Source organism: Microlunatus sp. YIM B11417 (assembly GCF_059617205.1).
In genome coordinates, this window is the sequence record NZ_JCAMPJ010000001.1 from 1,566,508 (window position 1) to 1,589,099 (window position 22,592).

Sequence of the window (22,592 nt, forward strand, 5' to 3'; positions counted from 1 at the left end):
GGGCGGTCAGGCGGCCTCCTGGTCCTGGTTGCTGATCATGCCGAACAGGGCTTCGACGCAGTTGTGGAGGCTGAAGCCCTCGCCGCCGCCGACGGTGCCGATCGTTGGAACCCGCTGGCCAGGATCGTCCGGGCCTGGCTCAGGGTCGGTCAGTCGGCGGGTGAGGCGGTCGGCGGTCATCACGCGCCAGCCCGACTCGGCGACAGGTTCTCCGTCGGGGAGGGTGAACTGCCATGCCGGTTCCCCGGTGAGGCCGCGGAAGAAGGCCGTACCTTCCCGGCGGGCGATGGTGATGCCGCCTTCGTGAACGGCGGTGTGGTGGAATCCGCAGAGCAGGATCAGATTCGTCAGGTCGGTACTGCCGCCGTGGGACCAGGGGATCCGGTGGTGGGCCTGGAGATTCCGGTCGCGGGAGCAGCCCGGGTACTGACACAGCCGGTCGCGGATCAGCAGCGCCCGGCGTTGCCGCTTGGAGACGAGCCGCCGGGTGCGGCCCAGGGCGAGGACGCCACCGTGCTGGTCGACGATCGCGCCGAGGATCGAGCCGGTACAGATCAGGCGTTGTGCGGTCCGGGGCTCGATCGGCCCGGACCCGCGGATCGTACACAGCTGGTCCTGCAGGCCCGGCGGCCGGCCGCCGCCCGGGTCACCGGCACCTCGAAGCGTTCCCGCGGGAACGTCCTTCGCTTCGCCACCGGGCGTCTCCGCGGAAGGGGCTTCCGGCTCGCCGGCCGTGAGGTTCCGCAACGGTTGCCCCGCGGCTTCGAGCTGTTCGGCGGCGACTTCGACGATGACCAGGCTGCGGTCCTCGCCCGACTCGTCGGCGGTGGCTGCGGTGGCCAGGTAGTGCCGGCACACGTCAAGGAGCGCATCGGCATCGGTGTAGCGCGGGGTGGCGTCATGCTCGTCGGGATCGAGCGGCGTCGCTATGGTCGGCGTGCTGTTGAGGTGTCGGGCTCGTTGCACGGCAGCGGTCAGGATGGCCGCCTCGTCGGTCGGGAACCGGCCCGTGATGCCGGTCATCGAGTCCTCCCGGGTGATCAGCCGGAACAGCCGGCGGCTCTCGGCCTTGATCCTGCTGCCGGCAGCGGCGCGGAAGCTGGAGATCATCCGGGCCAGCTGAGAGGCTGTGGCGTAGCGGGCCAGCGCGCAGAGTCGGGCCTCGTCGACCAGGTCGACGATCCGGGTGAGCTCTCGTACCTTCGAGTAGGACAGCTCGCCCGCGCCGAAGGCGGCCGTCACGGTGGGCATCCGGCGCAGCGCCCGGGCCACCCGGATGTGTTCGCGGGCCGTGCCCTGCGTCATCGAACAGGTCCAGGCCAACCAGTGTGCGACCGATGTAAACCCGTCCGTCCAGGCCCACCCGTTCCCGGCGTCGAACTCGCCGATCAGGATCAGCAGATCGCAGCTGTCCCGGGCCTGCCGGGCGGCGTGGTCGCAGATCCGGCCGGCCAGTTCCTCGGCCGCCTCCCGTCCCAGCGGCGGCACCTCGGCCGCCGGATCCTGCTGCGTTGCAGTGGTCATCGTCATCCCCCAGATTTCTCTTACGTGTAGAGGGACGCTAGGTGGGGCCACTGACAGTCGAGCCGGTGCGGATCTGTTCAGGCCGGACTGGATCGTATACGATCCGAACTATGATTTCGGAGGCGATGACGCCGCTGCCGTTCCGGGCACTGCCGTACGACGACGGCGGGGCGGGGCTGCCGTACCCGAGCAAGATCATCGCGGTGCACCTCAACTTCGAGTCGCGGGCCGCGGAGCGGGGCAGGCGGCCGGAGCAGCCGTCGTACTTCCTCAAGCCGGTGAGCTCGCTGGCCTCCTCCGGTGGGGTGGTGGAGCGGCCGGCGGGGACCGAGCTGCTCGGCTTCGAGGGCGAGATCGCGCTGGTGATCAAGGAGGCGACGCGGCGGGTCGCGCCCGAGCAGGCCTGGTCCCGGGTGGCCGGGGTGACGGCGGCCAATGACCTGGGTGTCTACGACCTGCGGTACGCCGACAAGGGGTCCAACCTGCGCTCCAAGGGTGGCGACGGGTTCGCCCCGGTCGGGCCGGCGCTGATCCCGGCGGACCGGATCGATCCGCGCTGGCTGCGGCTGCGGACCTGGGTCAACGGCGAACCGGCGCAGCAGGACAGCACCCGGGAGTTGATCTTCGACTTCGCCCGGCTGGTCGCCGACCTGTCCCAGTTGATCACGCTCGAGGCCGGCGACCTGATCTTGACCGGTACGCCGGCGGGCGCGTCGGTGATCAAGCCCGGGGACCGGGTCGAGGTGGAAGTCGACGCGCCCGGAGCGCCCGGCGAGCCGACCAGCGGCCGGCTGGTCACCACGGTCACCGCGGGCGAGCTGCCGCTTCGGGAGTACGGCGCGGGGCCGAAGATCGACGAGGCGACCCGGGCCGACGCCTGGGGGAGCCGGGGTGAACAAGCCACTCCGACGACCCGGACGCCGCTGACCGAGGAGGTCCTGGCGGCGCTGCGCGAGGTCGGCACCGCAACGCTGAGTTCCCAACTCCGCAAGCGCGGGCTGGACAACGTCAGCATCGACGGGGTGGCTCCGCTCCGAGCCGGGGAACGGCTGATCGGCACCGCCAGGACGCTGCGGATGGTGCCGCTCCGCGAGGATCTCTTCAAGAGTCACGGCGGCGGTTACAACGCCCAGAAGCGGGCCGTCGACACGCTGGAGCCGGGCGACGTGCTGGTGATCGAGGCCCGCGGCGAACGCGGCACCGGCACGATCGGCGACATTCTCGCGCTGCGTGCCCAGGTGCGCGGCGCCGCGGGAGTGGTCACCGACGGCGGCGTTCGTGATCATGACGCGGTCGCCGGCCTCGGGCTGCCGGTCTACTGCGCCGGGGCCCATCCGGCCGTGCTCGGGCGTCGCCACGTGCCCTGGGACGTGGATCAGACGATCGCCTGCGGCGGGACCACGGTGCAACCGGGCGACGTGATCGTCGGCGATGCGGACGGGGTGCTGGTGATCCCGCCCGGGCTGGTCGCCGAGGTTGCGGCCGACGCCGTCGAGCAGGAACGGCAGGAGACCTTCATCGCCGAGCAGGTCGCGGCCGGTGAGCCGGTCGACGGCCTGTACCCGATGAACGAGAGTTGGCGGGAGAAGTACCGGCAGTGGCGACCATGATCGACTCCGTGGTACCGGAGTCGGCGAAGGTTCCGGAGTCCTCGAAGGCCCAGCGCGCCTACGCCTGGCTGGCCGGCAAGATCGCCGACGGCAGCTTCCCGCCCGGTTACCGGCTCGTCCTCGGCCCGATCGCGACCGAGTTGGAGATCAGCGTCGCGCCGGTCCGGGAGGCGATCCGGATGCTCGAGGCGGAGGGGCTGGTCAGCTACGCCAAGAACGTCGGGGCGCAGGTCGCGATGCCCGACCCGGCCGAGTACGTCGACGTGATGCAGACCCTCGGCGCGCTGGAGGGGATCGCCACCGGCCTGGCGCTGCCGTTGATCACCGACGACGATCTCGACCGCGCCCGCGAACTGAACGCCGCGCTGGAGCGGACCCTGCACGACTTCGACCCACCGGAGTTCACCCGGCTCAACCTGCAGTTCCACGAGGTCCTGTTCCACCGCTGCCCGAACCGGCACCTGCTGGACCTGATCCGGCGGACCCGGACCCGGCTGGCCGGCTTGCGCGACTCGACGTTCAGCTTCGTCCCGGGCCGGGCCCGGCGGTCGGTGGCCGAGCACGAGAAGTTGATCACCGCGATCGGTGCCGCCCGCACCGATCCGGCGGGCGGCCGCGCGGTCGTCGAGGCGGCGGTCCGCGAGCACCGGGACGCCACCCTGCAGGCGTTCCTCGATCACGGCAACGGAAAGGCGGCACGATGAGGTTTCGCAGCGACCCGGCGCGGATCCGGGGTTCGCTCGCGCCGGTGATCACGCCGTTCACCGAGGACGGCGCGGTCGACCAGCAGAGCCTGACCCGGCTGGTCGCGTGGCAGCTCGAGCAGGGCTCGCACGGCATCTCGATCGGCGGCTCCACCGGCGAGCCGAGCGCGCAGACGATCACCGAGCGGGCCGAGGCGATCCGCCTGGTCGCCCGTACCGTGAACGACCGGGTGCCGTTCGTGCCCGGCACCGGCAGCGCCAAGCTGGACGAGACCCTCGAACTCACTGCCGCCGCCCGGGATGCGGGAGCCGACGCGGTGTTGATCATCACGCCCTACTACGCGCGGCCGACCCAGGAGGCCTTGTACCGCTGGTATGCCGCGGTGGCCCGGGAGTTCCCGGACCTGCCGGTGATCGCGTACAACGTGCCGAGCCGGACCGCCGTCGATCTTGCTCCGGAGTCGGTGGCCCGGCTGTTCACGGACCTGGACAACTTCGTCGGGATCAAGGAGACGACCAAGGACTTCGAGCACTTCTCCCGGGTGCTGCACCGCTGCGGCCCGGACCTGCTGGTCTGGTCCGGGATCGAGCTGCTCTGCCTGCCGCTGCTGGCCCTCGGCGGTGCCGGCTACATCAGCGCCACCGCCAACCTGGCGCCGGCCGCCTGCGCGGCGATGTACCGCGCCTGGGAAGCCGGTGATCTTGCCGAGGCCCGTCGGATCCACTACGGGCTGCACCCCCTGGTCGATCTCCTGTTCACCGAGACCAACCCGGCGCCGGCCAAGCTCGTCCTGCAACAGCGCGGCCTGATCGGCTCCGCTCACGTACGGCCGCCGCTGATCGAGCCGACCGAACCCGCCCGCGCCCGGATCGCCGAGCTGCTGGCGGAAGGCGCCGAGTTCCTCAGCCCCGTCGAAGGAGGGAGTTGATCATGAACGATCGCCGGCCGGCCGGCCTGCCCGACCAGCTGCGGCACTTCATCGGCGGCGAGCCGGTGGACAGCGTGGACGGCGGCACCTTCGAGGTGCTTGACCCGCTGACCAACGAGACGTATCTGACCGCAGCCGCCGGCCGGGCCGAGGACGTGGACCGCGCCGTCGCCGCCGCCCGGTCCGCCTTCACCGAAGGTCCCTGGCCGACCATGATCGCCCGGCAGCGGGCCCGGATCCTGAACAGGATCGCCGACGCCGTCGCGGCCCAAGATCAACGACTGGCTGCCTGGGAGACGTACGACACGGGGCTGCCGATCACCCAGGCCCTCGGCCAGGCCCAGCGGGCGGCCGAGAACTTCCGCTTCTTCGCCGACCTGATCGTGGCCCAGGCCGACGACACCTACCAGGTGCCAGGCCGGCAGCTGAACTACGTGCACCGCAAGCCGGTCGGCGTGGCCGGATTGATCACGCCCTGGAACACGCCGTTCATGCTGGAGAGCTGGAAGCTGGCCCCGGCGCTGGCGGCGGGCTGCACGGTGGTGCTGAAGCCGGCCGAGTTCACCCCGCTGTCGGCCAGCCTGTGGCCCGAGATCTTCGCCGAGGCGGGCGTGCCGGAGGGTGTCTTCAACCTGGTCAACGGGATCGGCGAGCAGGCCGGCGACGCCCTCGTGGCGCACCCGGACGTGCCGCTGATCTCCTTCACCGGCGAGTCGGCGACCGGCGAGGTGATCTTCGCCCGGGCGGCGCCCCGGCTGAAGGGCCTGTCGATGGAGCTCGGCGGCAAGTCGCCCGCGATCGTGTTCGCCGACGCTGACCTGGACGCGGCAATCGACTCGACCCTGTTCGGCGTCTTCTCGCTGAACGGGGAACGGTGCACGGCCAGCAGCCGGATCCTCGTCGAGCGTGCGATCTACGACGAGTTCTGCACCCGGTACGCCGAGCGGGCGAGCAAGATCATCGTCGGCGACCCGAGCGACCCGGCCACCGAGGTCGGCACCCTGGTGCACCCGGAGCACTGCGCCAAGGTCCTCTCCTACGTCGAGCTGGGCCGGACCGAGGGCCGGCTGCTGGCCGGCGGCGGCCGGCCGCCCGGACTTGATCATGGAAACTTCGTCGCGCCGACGGTCTTCGCCGACGTGGCACCGGAGGCCCGGATCTTCACCGAGGAGATTTTCGGGCCGGTGGTCACCCTGACCCCGTTCGACACCGAGGAGGAGGCGCTCCGGCTGGCCAACGCCGTCCGCTACGGGCTCGCCGCCTACCTGTGGACCCATGATCTTGAACGGGGCCACAACCTGGCGCACCGGATCGAGGCAGGCATGGTCTGGCTCAACTCGCACAACGTGCGCGACCTGCGCACCCCGTTCGGCGGCGTGAAGGCGTCCGGGCTGGGGCAGGAGGGCGGCTACCGGTCGCTCGACTTCTACAGTCACCGGCAGGCGGTCCACGTCAGCCTGGGTCCCGTCCACACGCCGAGGTTCGGAGCCGGATCATGATCGACAACGGCCCGGACATCCTGCGCTGCGGGTACGTCGAGCTGGTCGTCTCCGATCTGGCCGCAGCCCGCGAGTTCTACGTCGACCTGCTCGGGTTGGTGATCACGAAGGAGACCGACGACGCGCTCTACCTGCGCACGCTGGAGGAGTTCATCCACCACAACCTGGTGCTGCGCGCAGGGCCGGTGCCGGCCGCGGCGGCGATCGCCTTCCGGGTCCGTACCCCGCAGAACGTGGACCTCGCCGAGGCCTACTACCGCAAGCTCGGCTGCCCGACCCGGCGCTCCGCCGGCGGGTTCGTGGACGGGGTCGGCGACGCGGTCCGGGTGATCGATCCGCTCGGCTTCCCGTACGAGTTCTTCCACGAGGTCGAGCACGTCGAGCGGCTGACCTGGCGCTACGACCTGCACCGGACCGGCTCGCTGGCCCGGCTTGATCACGTCAACCAGGTGACGCCCGACCTGCCGGCCGGAATCGCTTACCTGGAAGGGATCGGCTTCCGGGTCACCGAGGACATCAGGGACGCCGACGGGGTCACCTATGCGGCCTGGCTGCGGCGCAAGCCGACCGTGCACGACGTCGCCCTGACCGGCGGCGACGGCCCGCGGCTGCACCACGTCGCGTTCGCCGCCCACGAGTCGCACCAGATCCTGGCGGTCTGCGACCGGCTGGGCGCGCTGCGCCGGTCCGACTGCATCGAGCGTGGACCCGGCCGGCACGGCGTCTCGAACGCCTTCTATCTCTATCTGCGGGATCCGGACGGGCACCGGGTCGAGCTCTACACGCAGGACTACTGGACCGGCGACCCGGACAACCCGGTCGTCACCTGGGACGTCCACGACAACCAGCGCCGCGACTGGTGGGGCAACCCCGTCGTGCCCAGCTGGTACGCCGAGGCCTCCGCCGTCCTCGACCTGGACGGCAACCCGGTGCCGAACCGTCCGCGGGCCGACCCCGCCGAAGCCGCGGTCACCATCGGCGCGGACGGCTTCTCCTACACCAGGGCCGAGGGGGAGGACCGCGGCTTCAAGCTGGGCGATCAGGTCTGACCCGGCAGGGAGCACTCCGTCCCGGTCCAGCCCGCGTCGATGGACGGTAGTCGGAAATCCGCGTGCCCATGGCCGATCCGGTTGGGCTGCTGCGGTCGGTCGGGTCGTTCACCTTCCGTTCGGCGGCACCGGCCTTGCTGGCCGTACCACTGAAACTCGGGAGGATCACGTGCGCTGGAAGAACCCGCTCGTCGCCACCGTCGCGCTCGCCACTGTCGCGCTCGCCACTGTCGCGCTCGCCACTGTCGCCCTCGGCGGCACCCTTGCCGGACCGCAGCCCGCGGCGGCTCAGCACCCGCCGCCGTCCGGCGGCTCCTGCTCGGCCGACGCTCGATGGCTCGGCTCCAGCGACAGCCTGGACAAGGCGATCTTCGAGGGCCAGCCGGTCGCCGGGCTGTCCGCCCTCGCGCCGACCCGGCCGGGCCATGCGCTCGCGCTGGTCGACAACGTCGCGACGACGCCGGCCCGGGTGTTCGGGCTGGAGCTCGATGCCCGCCGGGGCAAGCCGCAGGTCGAGGTGGAGAGCCTGACGCTGCTGCGGCGCGCGGACGGCACGCCGTACACGGGTGCCGACTTCGACGGTGAAGGTCTCGTCGTCGAGCGTGGTGGCCGGTCGATCCTGGCCAGTTCGGAGCGGGAGCCGTCGCTCCGGCGGTTCCGGCTCTCCGACGGCAAGGAGACGGCCTCGCTGCCGGTACCGGAGCGGTTCCGGGTCGCGCCCGCCGGCGAGGCGGCGTCGAACGCCACCTTCGAGGCGCTGGCGGCGAGCCGCGACGGCCGGACGCTGTACGCCGGGATGGAGGGCCCGCTCGCCCCGGACGGCACCGACGCCGATGGCCGGTCGCGCAACCGCATCCTCCGTTACGAGGGCCGTCCGGGCGGCGACTACCGGGTCGCGGCGCAGCTCGCGTACCGCACCGATCCCGGGCTGTCCCTGGTCGAGCTCGCGGTGGCCGACCGGGACCGACTGCTGGCGCTGGAACGCGGCTACGTCCCGAACGTCGGCAACACGATCAAGGTCTTCACCGTCTCGCTGCACCGGGCCACCGACATCGCCGACCGGGCTTCGCTGGCCGATCTCGCGGACCGGACGTTCCTCAAGAAGGACCTCCTGTTCGACCTCGCCGAGTGCCCGCCGTCCGGTGCCGTCGCGAAGCAGCCGCAGCCCAACCCGCTGCTGGACAACGTCGAGGGCATGGCTCTGGGCGGCCGGCTGCCGGGCGGGGGCCGGCAGCTGTACCTGATCTCCGACGACAACGCGGGTGCCACCCAGATCACCCGCTTCTACTCGCTCGCGGTCGACCTCCGCCAGTAGCGACCCTCGCCCGAGCCCTAAGCTGACCCGGTGGATCTGACACTCATCTGGTACCTGGTCGGCGGCATCCTGCTGGCGGCGGTGGTCATCGTCGGCTTCGTCGCGGTCGGTCGGCGGTCGGCCCTGCGCCGGGGCCGGGACCAGGCCGAACTGCCGTCCGAACCCACGACCGGGACCGTCGCGGCGCCGGAGGACGAGGCCGAGGTCGTCGAGCGGCCCGAGGCAGCGCCGCCGGAGACCCCGACCGCTGAGGCGACCGGGACCGCCGAGCCGGAGGTGGCCGAACCGGTCGCCCCGGAGGTCGAGCGGCCGGAACCGCGGCAGAGCCGGCTGGCCCGGCTGCGGCGCCGGCTGGCCGGGTCCAGCAACGCGCTCAGCCGCGGCCTGCTCACGCTGCTGTCCCGGGACCGGATCGACGAGGAGACCTGGGAGGACTTCGAGGACACGCTCCTCACCTCGGACCTCGGCGTCGGGCCGACCACCGAGCTGGTGGAGACGCTGCAGACCCGGTTCCGGGTGGACGGCATCTCCGACCCGCACGAGGCCCGCGGCATCCTCCGCGAGGAGTTGATCAAGCTGGTCGACCCGTCCCTGGACCGCAGCCTGGCCACCCGGCGCGGCGAGACCCCGGCCGTGGTGCTGGTGGTCGGGGTGAACGGGACCGGCAAGACGACGACGGTCGGCAAGCTGGCCCGGGTGCTGGTCGCCGAGGACAACGACGTGCTGCTCGGCGCGGTCGACACGTTCCGCGCGGCCGCGGCCGATCAGCTGCAGACCTGGGGCGACCGGGTGGGCGTTCCGACGGTACGGGGAGCGGAGGGCGCCGACCCGGCCAGCGTCGCGTTCGAGGCGGTCCAGGCCGGCATCGAGCAGGAGGTCGACACGGTGTTGATCGACACCGCCGGCCGGCTGCACACCAAGGCCGGCCTGATGGACGAGCTGGGCAAGGTGAAACGAGTCATCGAACGGCAGGCCCCGGTGTCGGAGGTGCTGCTGGTGCTGGACGCGACGACCGGCCAGAACGGGCTCACCCAGGCCCGGATCTTCGCCGAGGTGGTCGACGTGACCGGGATCGTGCTGACCAAGCTGGACGGCTCGGCCAAGGGCGGCATCGTGATCCAGGTGCAGCGCGAGCTCGGCGTACCGGTCAAGCTGGTCGGCCTCGGCGAGGGCGCCGACGACCTGGCCCCGTTCGAGCCGGAGGCCTTCGTGGACGCGCTCCTGGAGACTCCCGCCGCTGCTGCGTAACGGCACGGCTCGGCGACCATGATCGAGATCGTCCGGTCGCCACGGGTCTTGATCAGTCTCGGGATCGGTTCCCGCCGGCCTCGGCGTCCATGATCATTGCGGCTGCCTGTGCGAAGACTGTCCGGCTGCTGTGCCGGCCGGCCGGGTGCCATGATCACCGGCACCGCTGCCGTTGATCACCACCACCTCGCCGGGTCCGGCGCAGGTCACGACCGGGTCGGCTGGTTGATCACCCCCGTGATCTTCGAGCTGGCCAGCGGGACCGGGTGATCAGCGTACTCGCCCTCATGGCAGCAGGTGGCCATTTCCGGCGCTTGGAACGTTTTACGCAAGGACATTGAGCGCGGCTCGCTCAGGCCGGATGATCATCATCGGCGTGTCGTGTGGCATTTCTCACTCGCTGAGCCTCCGGCCGAGGCCGCGGCACCTTATCTTCCGGGCCCGGGCAAGGTCCACCGTTGGTAACAATTGCTCAATTCGTCAATCGATTTTATGCAGGATCGTTCTGAGGGGGTAAGAATGGGCCTCAAGGGGCAGCCCTCTTGCGGGACTGCCCTTAGCCGTACCCTGACGAAGATTCAGCAACGATGGAGGACCAATGATGGCTTCCCAGCACTCTCGCCGTAGCTTCCTCTACGGCTCCGCTCTGCTGGCCGGTGCGGCGGCCCTGAGCGCGTGTTCGCCCGGTGGTGGCGGTACCAGTCCCGGTGGCGGCAACAGCCAGAGTCCCGGCGGGTCGGACGCGGTGGGTTCCTTCACCGAGGTGCTGCCCAAGCCGGAGAAGTTCAACCAGGCGCCGAACATCGACAGCAGCCTGCCGCCGATCGAGGAGCGGCTGCCGGAGAACCCGTATGTCGTCCCGCACAAGTGGGTGCAGCCGGGCAAGTACGGCGGCGTCATGAACATGCAGGTGATGTCGACCCAAGGTGGGATCAAGGCCGACTCGGACCGGAACTTCTTCTATGGCCACTCACCGCTGCGCTGGCTCAACGACGGCAAGGACGTCGGCCCGGGCCTGGTCGAGAAGTGGGAGTCCAACGACGACGCCTCGGAGTGGACCTTCTACTTCCGCAAGGGCCTGAAGTGGTCCGACGGCGAGCCGTTCACGATCGACGACATCCTCTTCTGGTGGGACGAGTTCGTCATCGAGCAGAAGATGGCTCAGACGCCGCCCGACGAGGCCCGCTCCGGTAAGGGCACCCTGGCCAAGTTCAAGAAGGTCGACGAGTCGACGCTGACGATGACCTTCGACGCGCCGGCCCCGTTGACGGCGGACCGGATGGCCATGTGGGTCAACGGCAACATCGGCAAGAACGGTCCGATCTGGATCATGCCGAGCCACTACCTGAAGCAGTTCCACCCCAAGTACGGCAAGAACGTGCCGGACAACTGGGACACGGTGGGCGGCCTGATGGAGACCAAGGGCGACTGGCACCGCAACCCGGACTGCCCGACGTTGATCGGCTACAAGTGCAAGTCGTTCGACAACGCCAAGGGCGTGGTGCTGGAGCGGAACCCGTACTACTGGGCCGTGATGCCCAACGGCGACCAGCTGCCGTACCTGGACGAGATCCAGATCAACGTGGTCACCGATCCGGAGGCCGGCAAGCTCCAGGTGCAGCAGGGCGCGGTCGACTTCTGCAACGGCAACTACAACCAGATCGCGCTGAACGACGTCCAGGGCATCCGGGACTCCGCCGAGCGGGCCAACACCGAGATCATCCTCTGGGACAGCGGCTCGGGCACCGGTTCGATCTTCTTCCTCAACTACGACTACTTCGAGAAGGATCTCCGCGAGGTGATCCGGATGCCGAAGTTCCGGCAGGCCATCTCGCACGCGTTCAACCGCGAGGCGGTCCGCAAGTCGGTCTACTTCAACACCGGCGAGCCGACCACCGGCACGCTCAGCCCGAAGGCGATCGAGTACTCGATCAACGACACGGGCAAGAAGGCCTACACCGACTGGCGGGACTCCTACGTCGCGTACGACCCGGAGAAGGCGAAGGCGCTCCTGGAGGAGATCGGGATCAAGGATTCCGACGGTGACGGCATGCGCGAACTGCCGAACGGCAAGAAGCTCACCCTCCGGCTGGACACCACGGCCGACTCCTCCCAGGAGCACAAGACCAAGGACAACCAGCTGGCGTCCGACCTGAAGGCCGTCGGGATCGAGATGCAGATCAACCCGATCGCCCCGCAGACGTACGACGATCGGTGGAAGACCGGCAAGCTGATGGGCCACAGCAACTGGGAGGTCGGCGACGGGCCGAACCACCTGGTGTACCCGCAGTGGCTGGTGCCGCTCGAGTACACGCGCTGGGCCCCCCTGGAGGGTCAGTGGTACCAGCAGCTCGGCACCAAGACCGCCGGCACCGAGTTGGACAAGGATCCGTGGGAGCGGACGCCGCCCCGGATGGAGCCGGAGGCCGACGGCCCGATCAAGAAGCTCTGGGACCTGTACGACCAGAGCAAGGTCGAGCCGGACGAGACCAAGCGGCATCAGCTGGTCTGGGACATGATCAAGATCCACATCTCCGACGGCCCGTTCATGATCGGCTCGGTGGCGAACTACCCGCAGGTCATGATCGTCAAGAAGGATCTCCGCAACGTGCCGAAGCGGGAGAACCTGGCTCAGGGCGGCGCGGTCAACCCGTGGATCCACCCGACGCCGGCCGTCTACGACCCAGAGACCTGGTACTGGGAGGACCCGACCCAGCACGCCTGATCCGAGCCGACGATCATGACCGGACGAGCCTGACTGGGAGGGCACCGAAGTGTTCATCTTCGTACTCCGGCGGCTGCTGTACGCGATCTTCACGCTGGCCGTGATTTCGCTGGTCGCCTTCTTCATCATCGAATTGGCGCCGGGGTCGGCGATCACCGACGAGATCTCCCGGCTGCGAGCCCAGGGCAACAACGTCTCCGATCAAATGGTGCAGGCCATGGAGGAGCAGTACGGCATCAACGACCCGTTCTTCGTGAAGTACGGGAAGTGGGCCCAGGGCTTCTTCACCGGGGACTTCGGCCAGTCGTTCGCGTTCCGGCAGCCGGTCAGCGAGCTGATCTGGAGCCGGCTCGGCCTGTCGGTGGCGCTGTCACTCGGTGCGCTCATCGTCGCCTGGGTGATCGCGATCCCGGTGGGCGTCTACTCGGCGACCCACCGGTACAACCTGCCGGACAACATCATCACCGTGATCCAGTTCGTCGGCGTCGCGGTGCCGGAGTTCCTGCTGGCCTTGGGGGTGATGAGCGTGGCCAGCGCATCGGGGATGGAGGTCGGTGGGCTCAACTCCAACGAGTACCGCAACGCCCCGTTCAGCGGGGCGAAATTCCTCGACATGTTGTCCCACATGTGGATGCCGCTGGTGGTGATCGCGGTGGCCAGCACCGCCTGGCTGTCCCGCGTGATGCGGGCCAACCTGTTCGATGTGCTGGGCCAGCAGTACGTGCAGACGGCCCGGGCGAAGGGCGTCGCCGAACGCCTGGTGATCTGGAAGCACGCCGTACGCAACGCGCTGCACCCGCTCGTGATGACGTTCGGCACGACGCTGTCGGCGCTCATCTCCGGCGAGGCGATCATCTCGATCGTCTTCGGTCTGCCGACCACGGGCCAGGCGTTGCTGCAGTCCTTGATCGTCAAGGACACCTACGTCGCGGCGACGCTGCTGGTCCTGTTGTCGGCATTGCTGGTGATCGGCAACCTGATCTCCGACATCGCACTGACGATCATCGACCCGCGGGTCAAGGCGACGGACTGAGGGGGAGCGAGCCATGACGGGAACACTTCAGGTCGCCGAGTCCGAAGTCGAGGACACCGGCGGACGTTCGAACTCGCCGGACAGCAAGGTCGGCGAGATTCCGCAGTGGCGGCTGATGGTGCGCCGGTTCCGGCGCAGCAAGCTGGCCGTGGTCAGCGTGATCATTCTGCTGTTCATGTATCTGATGGCGGCGTTCGCGCCGTTCCTCTCGCCGAACGATCCGCAGGCGGTCAACCCGGACTTCAAATACGCGGCGCCCAGCACCTTCACACTCAACGGCGGTCCGGGGATCTGCCGGGTCACCCAGGAGATCGACCCGGTCAACATCTCCACCACGTATGTCACGGACTGCAACAACCCGATCCGGGTGCAGGTCTTCGGCCAGGGGTGGGAGTACAAGTTGTTCGGCCTGATCCCGGCTGACCGGCACCTGTTCACCGTCGGCGAGGGCAAAGTGCTCGTGTTCGGCGGCGACGGCAACGGCCGGGACGTGTTCAGCCGGACAGTGCACGGGTCCCAGATCTCGATGACGATCGGCCTGCTCGGCGTCGCGATCGCGACCGTGCTGGGTGCGGTGATCGGGACCATCTCCGGCTATGCCGGCGGGGTGACCGACAACATCATCCAGCGGGTCATCGAGATCATCATGTCGATCCCGACGCTGCCACTGTGGGCCACGATGGCGGCGATTCTTCCGCTCGACATGCCGGTGACCCAGCGCTACTTCATGATGACGATCATCCTGTCCCTGGTCACCTGGACCGGTCTGGCCAGACAGACCCGCGGCAAGGTGATGGGGTACGCCCACGCCGACTACGTCGCCGCGGCTCGCTCGGCGGGATCCTCGGGGCTGCGCATCGTCGGGACCCACCTGATGCCGAACGCGACCAGCCACATCGTCGCCGTGGCCATGCTGTCCATCCCGGCGACGATCCTGGCCGAGACCTCGCTGTCGTTCATCGGCATCGGGATGCTCGAACCGGCGATCAGCTGGGGCGTGCTGCTGAAGGACGCGTCCCGGATCGACGTCCTGCAACAGTTCCCGTGGCTGCTGATCCCGGGACTCGCGGTGATCATCGTGATCACCTGTTTCCAACTCCTCGGTGACGGCGTCCGCGATGCCGTCGATCCGTACAGCTGACCGAGAGAAGGCAGGAGCCAACGTGACTTCAACGGAGAACGGCAACAGCGACGCGATCATCTCCGTCCGCGATCTGCGGGTGCAGTTTCCCACCACGCTCGGCGTCGTCAATGCCCTCAACGGCGTCACCTTCGACATCCCGCGCGGCAAGGTCGTCGGCATCGTGGGCGAGAGCGGCAGCGGCAAGAGCGTGACCGCGCGGGCGATCATGCAGATTCTCGAACCGCCGGGCAAGATCACCGAGGGGTCGATCGACTTCCGGCGCAGTGCCGACGGACAGCAGGTCTCGCAGCTGCTGGTCGGCGAGGACGTGGACCTCGGCGCGGCGGAGACCACCTCGGGCGGGGTCGAGATCACCAAGCTCCATCCGCGCAGCTCGGCGATGCGGGCCCTCCGCGGCGCCGAGATCGCGATGATCTTCCAGGAGCCGATGACCTCGCTGAACCCGGTGTACACCGTCGGGGCGCAGATCGAGGAAGCCATCCTGCTGCACCAGACCTCGGACAAGCAGGTGGCCAAGGAACAGGCCGTCGACATGCTCCGGCAGGTCGGCATGCCGAACCCGGAGCGGATCGCGAAGTCCTATCCGCACGAGCTGTCCGGCGGCATGCGGCAGCGGGCCATGATCGCGATGGCGCTGTCCTGCCATCCGTCGCTGCTGATCGCGGACGAGCCGACCACGGCGCTGGACGTGACCACCGAGGCCCAGATCCTGTCCCTGATGCGCAAGCTCAAGGCCGAGATCGGGATGTCGATCATGTTCATCACGCACAGCATGGGCGTGGTCGCCCAACTGTGCGACGAGGTGATCGTCATGTATCTCGGCCGGGTGGTCGAGCGGGCCTCGGTGGACGAGATCTTCTACAACCCGAAGCACCCGTACACCAAGGCGCTGTTGCGGTCGATCCCGCGGATCGGGTCGGCCGAGCACCAGCCGCTCGAGGTGATCAAGGGTTCCATCCCGGACCCGTACACGACGGTGACCGGGTGTGCGTTCCACCCGCGCTGCCCGGCCTTCATCGGTGATGTCTGCGTCGACGTCATCCCGGAGGAGACGCTGCTGGAGGGGCCGACGACGCACGGGGTGCGCTGCCACCTCTATTCCGATCAGACGGCCGGCGCGCCCGAGCCCGCGAGCACGGGAGGTGCCCGATGACCCAGGCGGAGACCGAGAAGCAGCCGGCAGCCGAGGAACCGCTGCTGGAGGTCACCGACCTCAAGAAGCACTTCCCGATCAAGGGCGGCCTGCTGCGCCGCACCATCGGCGAGGTCAAGGCCGTCGACGGCGTGAACCTCACCGTCAACCGGGGCGAGACGCTCGCCGTGGTCGGCGAGTCGGGGTGCGGCAAGAGCACCACGGGCCGCACCATCATGCGGCTGGAGCAGCCGACCGACGGCCAGGTGGTCTTCCACGACAAGGAGCTCGGCGCGGTCAACGTGGAGAGTGCCGACCGCCGCACCATGGAGCGGATCCGGCCGAAGATGCAGATCATCTTCCAGGACCCGTTCGCCTCGCTCGACTCCCGGATGACCGTCGGCCGGGTGATCGCCGAACCGCTGGTGATCAACAAGGTGCTGAAGGGCCAGGCGCTGCGCGACCGGGTGGCCGAGCTGCTCAAGCTGGTCGGCCTGCGGCCGGAGCACGCCAGCCGCTACCCGCACGCGTTCTCCGGCGGCCAGCGGCAGCGGATCGGGATCGCCCGGGCCATCGCGCTGAACCCGGAGTTGATCATCTGCGACGAGCCGGTCTCCGCGCTCGACGTGTCGGTCCAGGCCCAGGTGATCAACCTGCTGGAGGACCTGCAGGACCGGCTCAAGCTGACCTACATGTTCATCTCGCACGACCTGTCCGTGGTGGAGCACATCTCGGACCGGGTCGCGGTGATGTACGTGGGCCGGGTGGTCGAGACCGGCACCACGCGCGAGCTGTTCTACCGGCCCAAGCACCCGTACACGGAGGCGCTGCTGTCGGCGCTGCCGCAGCCCGATCCGCGGAACCGGACCGAGGCGGTGCCGCTGACCGGCGATGTGCCGAGCCCGGCCAACCCGCCCTCGGGCTGCTACTTCCACACCCGCTGCCCGTACGCGCAGGAGATCTGCTCCACCGAGACGCCGCCGCTGCGCGACGTCCCGGACGAGACGGCGGGCCCGGGCAGCACTCGGCAGGCCGCCTGCCACTTCGCGGAGCAGCTCGACCTGAAGGGTGCGCTGGTACCGTCGGCGGAGGCTGCCGGCGGATCGGTGGACGGACGATGAAGGAGCCCCAGGCATGAAGGAGCAGGGTCTGATGACGGGTGAGCCCAAGGTCCGGACCGGACGGCCGCAGTTCACCGGGATCACCACCTACGACGATCCCGAGGGCCGGTTCGCCTTCCGTCATCCGTGGGGCTGGCACCGGTCCGAGCTGGAGGGCCGGGACGGGGTGATCGTCCGGCCCGAGGAAGACGATCAAGCCACCTACTTCGCGGTGGCGGTCGCCAAGCTCGAGGTCAGCGTCGTCGCCGACGACCTGCCGGCGCTTCGGGAGGGGTTCGAGGCGGGCCTGGCCGAGCTGACCGACGTCGAGGTCGAGGGCGCCGACGACCAGAACTACAACGACATCGTCAAGATCGAACGGACCTTCACGTTCACCGAGGACGGGCAGCGGCGGAAGCGCCGGGTCTGGGCGATGCACGCCGACACGTGGCAGTACCTGGTCGCCTTCCAGGGCTCGACGGTGGAGGAGTACCAGTACTGGCTGCCGATGGGCAACTACTGCTTCACCGCGTTCACGCTGCCGCAGGCCCTCTGGTTCGCCACCGACCCCGAGCTCCGCGGTGGCCCGCCCGAGGAGACCGCCTAGGGCTGGATCCCCAGCAGGGCGGGGAGTTCGGCGACGCTGGGCAGCAGGTGGGTGTGCCGATGGCGGCCCAGCTCGACGGCATCGTACTCACCGGTGAGGACACCGATCACCAGCGCGGCCCGGGCGTTGCTGCCGGCGCCGAGGTCGTTCGGGGTGTCACCCGCGACGGCGACCTCGGCCAGGTCGCGGACGCCGGTGGCCTCCATCGCCCGGAAGATCAGGTACGGCGCCGGCCGGCTGGCCGGGACCTGATCACTGGTGATCACCGCGTCGATCTGCTCACCGATCCGCCAGCCGATCCCGGTCAGGATCGTCTCGGCGATCTTCGCGGAATAGCCGGTCTGCAAGGCGATCCGGACTCCTGCCGCGCGCAGCAGCGTGAACGCCTCGGGCACGCCGGGCACCGGCACCGGCGGAGTGTCCTGGTAGGTGGCCAGCAGTTGATCATGGAACTCGCCGTACAGCCGGTCCAGTTCGGCCCGGCCGACCGGGGCGCCGAGGTCGGCCAGCAGCCCGGCCAGCGCGGCCCGCTTGTCGGTGCCGGTCCAGCGGACCATGATCCGGTCCGGCGGCTGGGCGCCGACACGTTGCGCCACCGTGTTCCTGAGCGCCGCGTACACCGCGCCGCCGTCGTCGATGGTGGTCCCGGCCATGTCCAGCGCGGCCAACGTGATCATGAGGAAGTCTCCTTGAGGATGCGGAGGTCGGCGGCCGTCCCGGGCTGGACCGGCCGCTCGTTGTCGAGGGTGAAGGTGACCCGGTCCGGCCGGTAGCGGTCGTCCGCGTACTCCAGTGGGGTGCCGGTCCGGTCGCGGGCGCAGCGGCGTTCCCGGAGCAGCGGCGCGCCGACCGCGACGTCGAGCAGCTCGGCGTCGGTCCCGTCGGCGGCGATCGCGTCGATCGTGTGCCGGGCCCGGTGCAGTTCGACGCCCTGTTCCGCCAGGTGGCCGTAGAGCGAACCGCTGTCCGGGTCCCAGTCGAAGAGCAGCCGGCCGACCGGCTCGACGAAGCTGCTTCGCTCCAGGAGGGCCGGCTCGCCGTCCAAGGTCCGCTGCCGCAGTACGTCGACGACCGGCGTACCGGGCTCGAGGCCGAGCGCCCCCGCGGTGGTCACGGTGGCGCCGCGGCGGGCGATCTCGATCGTGCGCTGGCCGGGGAGCCGGCCGACCTGCCCGGCCCAGGCGGTGAACGACAGGAAGGTCTCGAACGGCTGGCCCAGCGCGGCCGAGCGGACGACCGGCTGCCGGCCCTGCCCGCCGACGATCATCCCTTCGTGCCGGAGCGCGCCGAGGGCCTGCCGCACCGTACCGCGGGAGGCGCCGAACTCCTCGCAGAGCTGAGCCTCCGACGGCAAGGGCGTGCCGACCCGGTAGTGGCCCCGGCTGATCCGGAGCCGCAACTCCTCGGCCACCCGGAGGTGGAGTGGCTGACTCACGCCGCTGACTATACAAGTTCTTCCTCGCAGAGACGATCGGGCGATGAACGCCGCTGGAACGCCTGGCCGGCCTGAGGAAACTTGTCTGAACAAGAAGCTGAAACCCATTGACTCCGGGCCGGCGGCAGGGCAGGTTGGCGCCCATGGGGAGCAACACGTACGGGACGGACCACAGCGACCTGCTGATCGTGGGAGCCGGCATCGTCGGCCTCGCCCATGCCGTGGTGGCCGCCGAGCGAGGTCTGCGGGTGATGGTGCTGGAGCGGGACGAGCGGGCCGTCGGCGCGTCGATCCGCAACTTCGGCCACATCTGTCTGACTGCCCAGTCCGGCCGTGCGCTCGACTACGGGCTGGCCGCCCGGCAGCGCTGGATCGACCTGGCCGCGAAGGCCGGCTTCTGGCTCCGCGAGGCCGGCACGGTCGTGGTGGCGCGAGCCGCCGACGAGCTCGCGGTGCTGGAGGAGCTCGCCGACCGCCGCGGCCGGGATCAGGTACGGCTGCTGAGCCGTGACGCGGTCGCCGAGCGGCTGCCGTTGCTGGATCCGGGAACCGTCGGCGGAGCCTGGCTGCCGCTGGATCTCCGGGTCGACCCGCGCCAGGCGGTGCCGGCCATCGCCGCCTGGCTGGCCGACCGCGGCGTCCGGTTCCACTGGGGTGCCCAGGTGCAGCAGGCCGCCGGTGGCGAGGTGATCAGCACCGTCGGCCGGTTCACCGCCGACCAGGTGATCCTCGCCGTCGGCCACGACGTGGACCGGCTCGCGCCGGGAGCAGCCGCCGCCGTCGACCTGCGCCGTTGCCTGCTGCAGATGCTCGAGGTGACGCCGGACCGGCCGGTGACGGTCGACCCGGCGGTGCTCAGTGGCCTGTCCATGCTGCGGTACGGCGGCCTGGCCGGTTGCCCCGCCGCCGAGACCGTACGGGAGCGGTTCCGCAACACCAGGCCGGACCTGCTCGAGGCCGTGATGAACCTGATGTACACCCAGCGTCCCGACGGCGCCCTGGTGATCGGCGACACGCACTCGTACGCCACCACGCACCTGCCGTTCGACGACGAGCAGACGGCGGAGTTGATCATCGCCGAGGCGGGGCGACTGCTCGGCACGAACCGGTTGACCGTCCGGCGCCGTTGGCGCGGCGTCTACGCCTCCTCCGACCGGACCGACTTCATGATCACCGACCTGGATCAGTCGACCCGGGTCGTCTCGGTCACCTCCGGGATCGGCATGACCACCGCGTTCGGACTGGCCGCCGAGGTCCTCAGCACCGCCTGATTCTCCCGCGCCTCGACGAGTTGATCATCGACCCGGAGTCGCCAGGGCCGGTCGGTGCCCTCGGCGGTCGCGACGATCGACTCCTGCTCGCGCCGGACCGAGAACCGGGCCGGACCCACGGTCAGCTCGAAGTGATCACCGTCGGCGAACTCGTACGCCTGCAGCGTGAGTCCGTCGAGGTGGTCGTAGTCGGGCCGGTCATCCCGCGAGCCCCAGGGCAGCACGGTGCCCGGCCGTACGAACAGCGGGAGCGAGTCGAAGTCGTACACCTCGCTGTGCCAGCGCGGGCCGGACAGCCGCTCACCGGTCAGGGCATGCGTCCAGGTGCCCTCGGGCAGGTAGAAGTCGGCCCGGCCGTCCGCCCGGAACACCGGCGCCACCAGCAGTCGATCACCCAGCAGGTACTGGGTCTGGACCGCGACGGCGCCGCGATCCTCGGGGAACTCGAGCACCATCGGCCTCATGATCGGAATCCCCGAGCTGTGCGCCTCCTCGCCGAGCCGGGACAGATAGGGCATCAGCGACAGCTTCAGCCGGGCGAACTGCCGGGTCACCTCCACGGCCTCCTCGTCGAACGCCCAGGGCACCCGGTAGGAGCTGGAACCGTGCAGCCGGGAGTGCGAGGACAGCAGCCCGAAGGCCGTCCAGCGCTTGAAGACGGCCGGATCGGGGGTGCCCTCGAAGCCGCCGATGTCGTGGCTCCAGTAGCCGAAGCCGGACAGGGCCAGGGAGAGCCCGCCGCGCAGGGACTCGGCCATCGACGCGAAGGTGGACTCGCAGTCGCCGCCCCAGTGCACCGGGTACTGCTGGCCGCCCGCGGTCGCCGAGCGGGCGAAGACCACCGCCTCGCCCTCGCCGCGCTCGGACCGCAGCAGATCGAAGACGCACTGGTTGTAGAGCTGGGCGTAGAAGTTGTGCATCCGGGCCGGATCCGAGCCGTCGTGCCAGACCACGCCCTCGGTCGGGATCCGTTCGCCGAAGTCGGTCTTGAACGCGTCGACTCCTTGATCGAGAAGGACCTTGAGCTTCGAGGCGTACCAGTCGCGGGCGTCCGGGTTGGTGAAGTCGACCAGGCCCATGCCTGCCTGCCACAGGTCCCACTGCCAGACGTCGTCGTCGGTGGTCCGGACCAGGAAGCCGAGTTCCTTGCCCTCCGCGAAGAGGGCCGAGCGCTGGGCGATGTAGGGGTTGATCCAGACCGAGATCCGGACCCCCTTCCGCTTCAGCCGTTCCAGCATGCCGGCCGGGTCGGGGAACATCGCCGGGTCCCAGATGAAGTCGCACCAGTGGAACTGGCGCATCCAGAAGCAGTCGAAGTGGAACACGCTGAGCGGGAGTTCGCGCTCCGCCATCCCGTCCAGGAACGACGTCACGGTCCGCTCGTCGTAGTCGGTGGTGAAGGAGGTCGACAGCCACAGCCCGTACGACCAGTCCGGGACCCGGGCGGGCCGGCCGGTCAGCGCGGTGTACCTGCTCAGGATCTCCTTCGGGGTCGGGCCGTAGATCACGTAGTACTGCAGCGACTGGCCCTCGACCGAGAACTGGGTCCGGGACACGACCTCGGTGCCGACCTCGAAGCTGACCAAGTCGGGATGCGCGACGAAGATTCCGTAGCCGGCGTCGGTCAGGTAGAAGGGCACGTTCTTGTACGCCTGTTCGGTGGCCGTGCCGCCGTCGGCGTTCCAGCTGTCGACGGTCTGCCCGTTCTTGATCAACGGGCCGAACCGCTCGCCGAGACCGTACACGTGATCATCGATGCCGAGGGTCAGCTGCTCCCGGACGAAGTGCCGGCCCTCGCCGTCGGTGATCGCGCCGACACTGTTCGGTGTCGACGACGTGAGCACGGTGTCGCCGGCCAGGAAGTCGACCGTCCAGTCGCCGTCGGTGGCGATCCGCGCGGTCAGCCGGCCGGACCTGAAGGTCACCGGGCCGCCGGCCGGCGCATCGATCACCGGAGCCGGGTCGGTCCTGTTGATCATGAAGTGCGGGCCGCGGTCCCGGCCGCCGGTGAAGTGCTCGATCCGGACGCCGATCACGTCCTCGGCCGGGGTGTCGAAGGTCACCGTGATCACCGGCCGGTTCAGCGAGTCGCCGCGGCTGCGGAGCGGGCCGGTCGGCGCGAAGACCGTCAGATTCCCTTCTGCGGTTTCGATCTGGTCGACCGCGCGCGGTCGCAGGATCGACACCCCGGGCAGCGTCTGCCAGTAGCCGTCGGTGAACTTCATGCCATGCCTCTCTCGATCAGCGGCCTATGATGGTCCCCGTCC

The 22,592-nt window shown here is 69.6% G+C and carries 18 protein-coding genes; 14 read left to right on the forward strand and 4 right to left on the reverse strand.

From position 1 onward, the window contains the following. Positions 1-6: 6 nt before the first annotated feature. The gene (locus AC6CCG_RS07870; RefSeq protein WP_496653935.1) at positions 7-1,524 is read right to left on the reverse strand and encodes an HNH endonuclease signature motif containing protein; all 1,518 of its coding nucleotides are present in this window, start codon (positions 1,522-1,524) and stop codon (positions 7-9) included. A 110-nt stretch (positions 1,525-1,634) separates the two neighbouring features. On the opposite strand from AC6CCG_RS07870, the gene AC6CCG_RS07875 reads away from it, so the two are divergent. From AC6CCG_RS07875 to AC6CCG_RS07935, 13 genes are all read left to right on the forward strand, one after another. Further along, the gene (locus tag AC6CCG_RS07875; protein WP_496653936.1) at positions 1,635-3,134 is read left to right on the forward strand and encodes a fumarylacetoacetate hydrolase family protein; all 1,500 of its coding nucleotides are present in this window, start codon (positions 1,635-1,637) and stop codon (positions 3,132-3,134) included. After that, a complete protein-coding gene (locus tag AC6CCG_RS07880; protein WP_496653937.1) occupies positions 3,131-3,838 on the forward strand; it encodes a GntR family transcriptional regulator in 708 nt (235 codons plus the stop codon). The genes AC6CCG_RS07875 and AC6CCG_RS07880 overlap by 4 nt, the downstream gene beginning before the upstream one ends. Then, positions 3,835-4,767 carry a 4-hydroxy-tetrahydrodipicolinate synthase gene (dapA, locus tag AC6CCG_RS07885; protein WP_496653938.1) on the forward strand — a complete coding sequence of 311 codons (933 nt, stop codon included), beginning with the start codon at positions 3,835-3,837 and terminating at the stop codon, positions 4,765-4,767. Before AC6CCG_RS07880 ends, dapA begins: the two co-directional genes overlap by 4 nt. A 2-nt stretch (positions 4,768-4,769) precedes the next feature. After that, positions 4,770-6,266, forward strand: a complete 1,497-nt coding sequence (hpaE, locus tag AC6CCG_RS07890) for a 5-carboxymethyl-2-hydroxymuconate semialdehyde dehydrogenase (RefSeq protein ID WP_496653939.1) — start codon at positions 4,770-4,772, stop codon at positions 6,264-6,266. Beyond that, a complete protein-coding gene (gene hpaD, locus AC6CCG_RS07895; protein ID WP_496653940.1) occupies positions 6,263-7,315 on the forward strand; it encodes a 3,4-dihydroxyphenylacetate 2,3-dioxygenase in 1,053 nt (350 codons plus the stop codon). The genes hpaE and hpaD overlap by 4 nt, the downstream gene beginning before the upstream one ends. 169 nt (positions 7,316-7,484) lie before the next feature. Then, positions 7,485-8,630 (forward strand): esterase-like activity of phytase family protein, encoded by a 1,146-nt coding sequence (locus AC6CCG_RS07900; protein ID WP_496653941.1) that lies wholly within the window; start codon positions 7,485-7,487, stop codon positions 8,628-8,630. A gap of 30 nt (positions 8,631-8,660) precedes the next feature. Next, positions 8,661-9,878, forward strand: coding sequence for a signal recognition particle-docking protein FtsY (gene ftsY / locus AC6CCG_RS07905; RefSeq protein WP_496653942.1), 1,218 nt, complete (start codon positions 8,661-8,663; stop codon positions 9,876-9,878). 598 nt (positions 9,879-10,476) lie between these two features. Then, positions 10,477-12,603 carry an ABC transporter substrate-binding protein gene (locus tag AC6CCG_RS07910; protein ID WP_496653943.1) on the forward strand — a complete coding sequence of 709 codons (2,127 nt, stop codon included), beginning with the start codon at positions 10,477-10,479 and terminating at the stop codon, positions 12,601-12,603. A gap of 49 nt (positions 12,604-12,652) precedes the next feature. Next, positions 12,653-13,636, forward strand: coding sequence for an ABC transporter permease (locus tag AC6CCG_RS07915; RefSeq protein ID WP_496653944.1), 984 nt, complete (start codon positions 12,653-12,655; stop codon positions 13,634-13,636). A 13-nt stretch (positions 13,637-13,649) separates the two neighbouring features. After that, positions 13,650-14,777: an ABC transporter permease gene (locus AC6CCG_RS07920; protein ID WP_496653945.1), complete on the forward strand. Its 1,128-nt coding sequence runs from the start codon at positions 13,650-13,652 to the stop codon at positions 14,775-14,777. 22 nt (positions 14,778-14,799) lie between these two features. Beyond that, positions 14,800-15,933 carry an ABC transporter ATP-binding protein gene (locus AC6CCG_RS07925; RefSeq protein WP_496653946.1) on the forward strand — a complete coding sequence of 378 codons (1,134 nt, stop codon included), beginning with the start codon at positions 14,800-14,802 and terminating at the stop codon, positions 15,931-15,933. Next, a complete protein-coding gene (locus tag AC6CCG_RS07930; protein ID WP_496653947.1) occupies positions 15,930-17,033 on the forward strand; it encodes an ABC transporter ATP-binding protein in 1,104 nt (367 codons plus the stop codon). The genes AC6CCG_RS07925 and AC6CCG_RS07930 overlap by 4 nt, the downstream gene beginning before the upstream one ends. A 13-nt stretch (positions 17,034-17,046) precedes the next feature. After that, the gene (locus tag AC6CCG_RS07935) at positions 17,047-17,619 is read left to right on the forward strand and encodes a hypothetical protein (protein WP_496653948.1); all 573 of its coding nucleotides are present in this window, start codon (positions 17,047-17,049) and stop codon (positions 17,617-17,619) included. On the opposite strand, the gene AC6CCG_RS07940 is transcribed toward AC6CCG_RS07935, so the two are convergent. Next, positions 17,616-18,296: a phosphonatase-like hydrolase gene (locus AC6CCG_RS07940; RefSeq protein ID WP_496653949.1), complete on the reverse strand. Its 681-nt coding sequence runs from the start codon at positions 18,294-18,296 to the stop codon at positions 17,616-17,618. The genes AC6CCG_RS07935 and AC6CCG_RS07940 overlap by 4 nt on opposite strands. Next, positions 18,293-19,054, reverse strand: a complete 762-nt coding sequence (locus tag AC6CCG_RS07945; protein WP_496653950.1) for a GntR family transcriptional regulator — start codon at positions 19,052-19,054, stop codon at positions 18,293-18,295. The genes AC6CCG_RS07940 and AC6CCG_RS07945 overlap by 4 nt, the downstream gene beginning before the upstream one ends. Before the next feature lie 143 nt (positions 19,055-19,197). Between AC6CCG_RS07945 and AC6CCG_RS07950 the strand changes: the two genes are divergently transcribed. Then, positions 19,198-20,325 (forward strand): TIGR03364 family FAD-dependent oxidoreductase, encoded by a 1,128-nt coding sequence (locus AC6CCG_RS07950; RefSeq protein WP_496653951.1) that lies wholly within the window; start codon positions 19,198-19,200, stop codon positions 20,323-20,325. On the opposite strand, the gene yicI is transcribed toward AC6CCG_RS07950, so the two are convergent. After that, on the reverse strand, positions 20,238-22,550 hold the full coding sequence (gene yicI / locus AC6CCG_RS07955) for an alpha-xylosidase (RefSeq protein WP_496653952.1): 2,313 nt from the start codon (positions 22,548-22,550) through the stop codon (positions 20,238-20,240). The genes AC6CCG_RS07950 and yicI overlap by 88 nt on opposite strands. Positions 22,551-22,592: the final 42 nt, after the last annotated feature.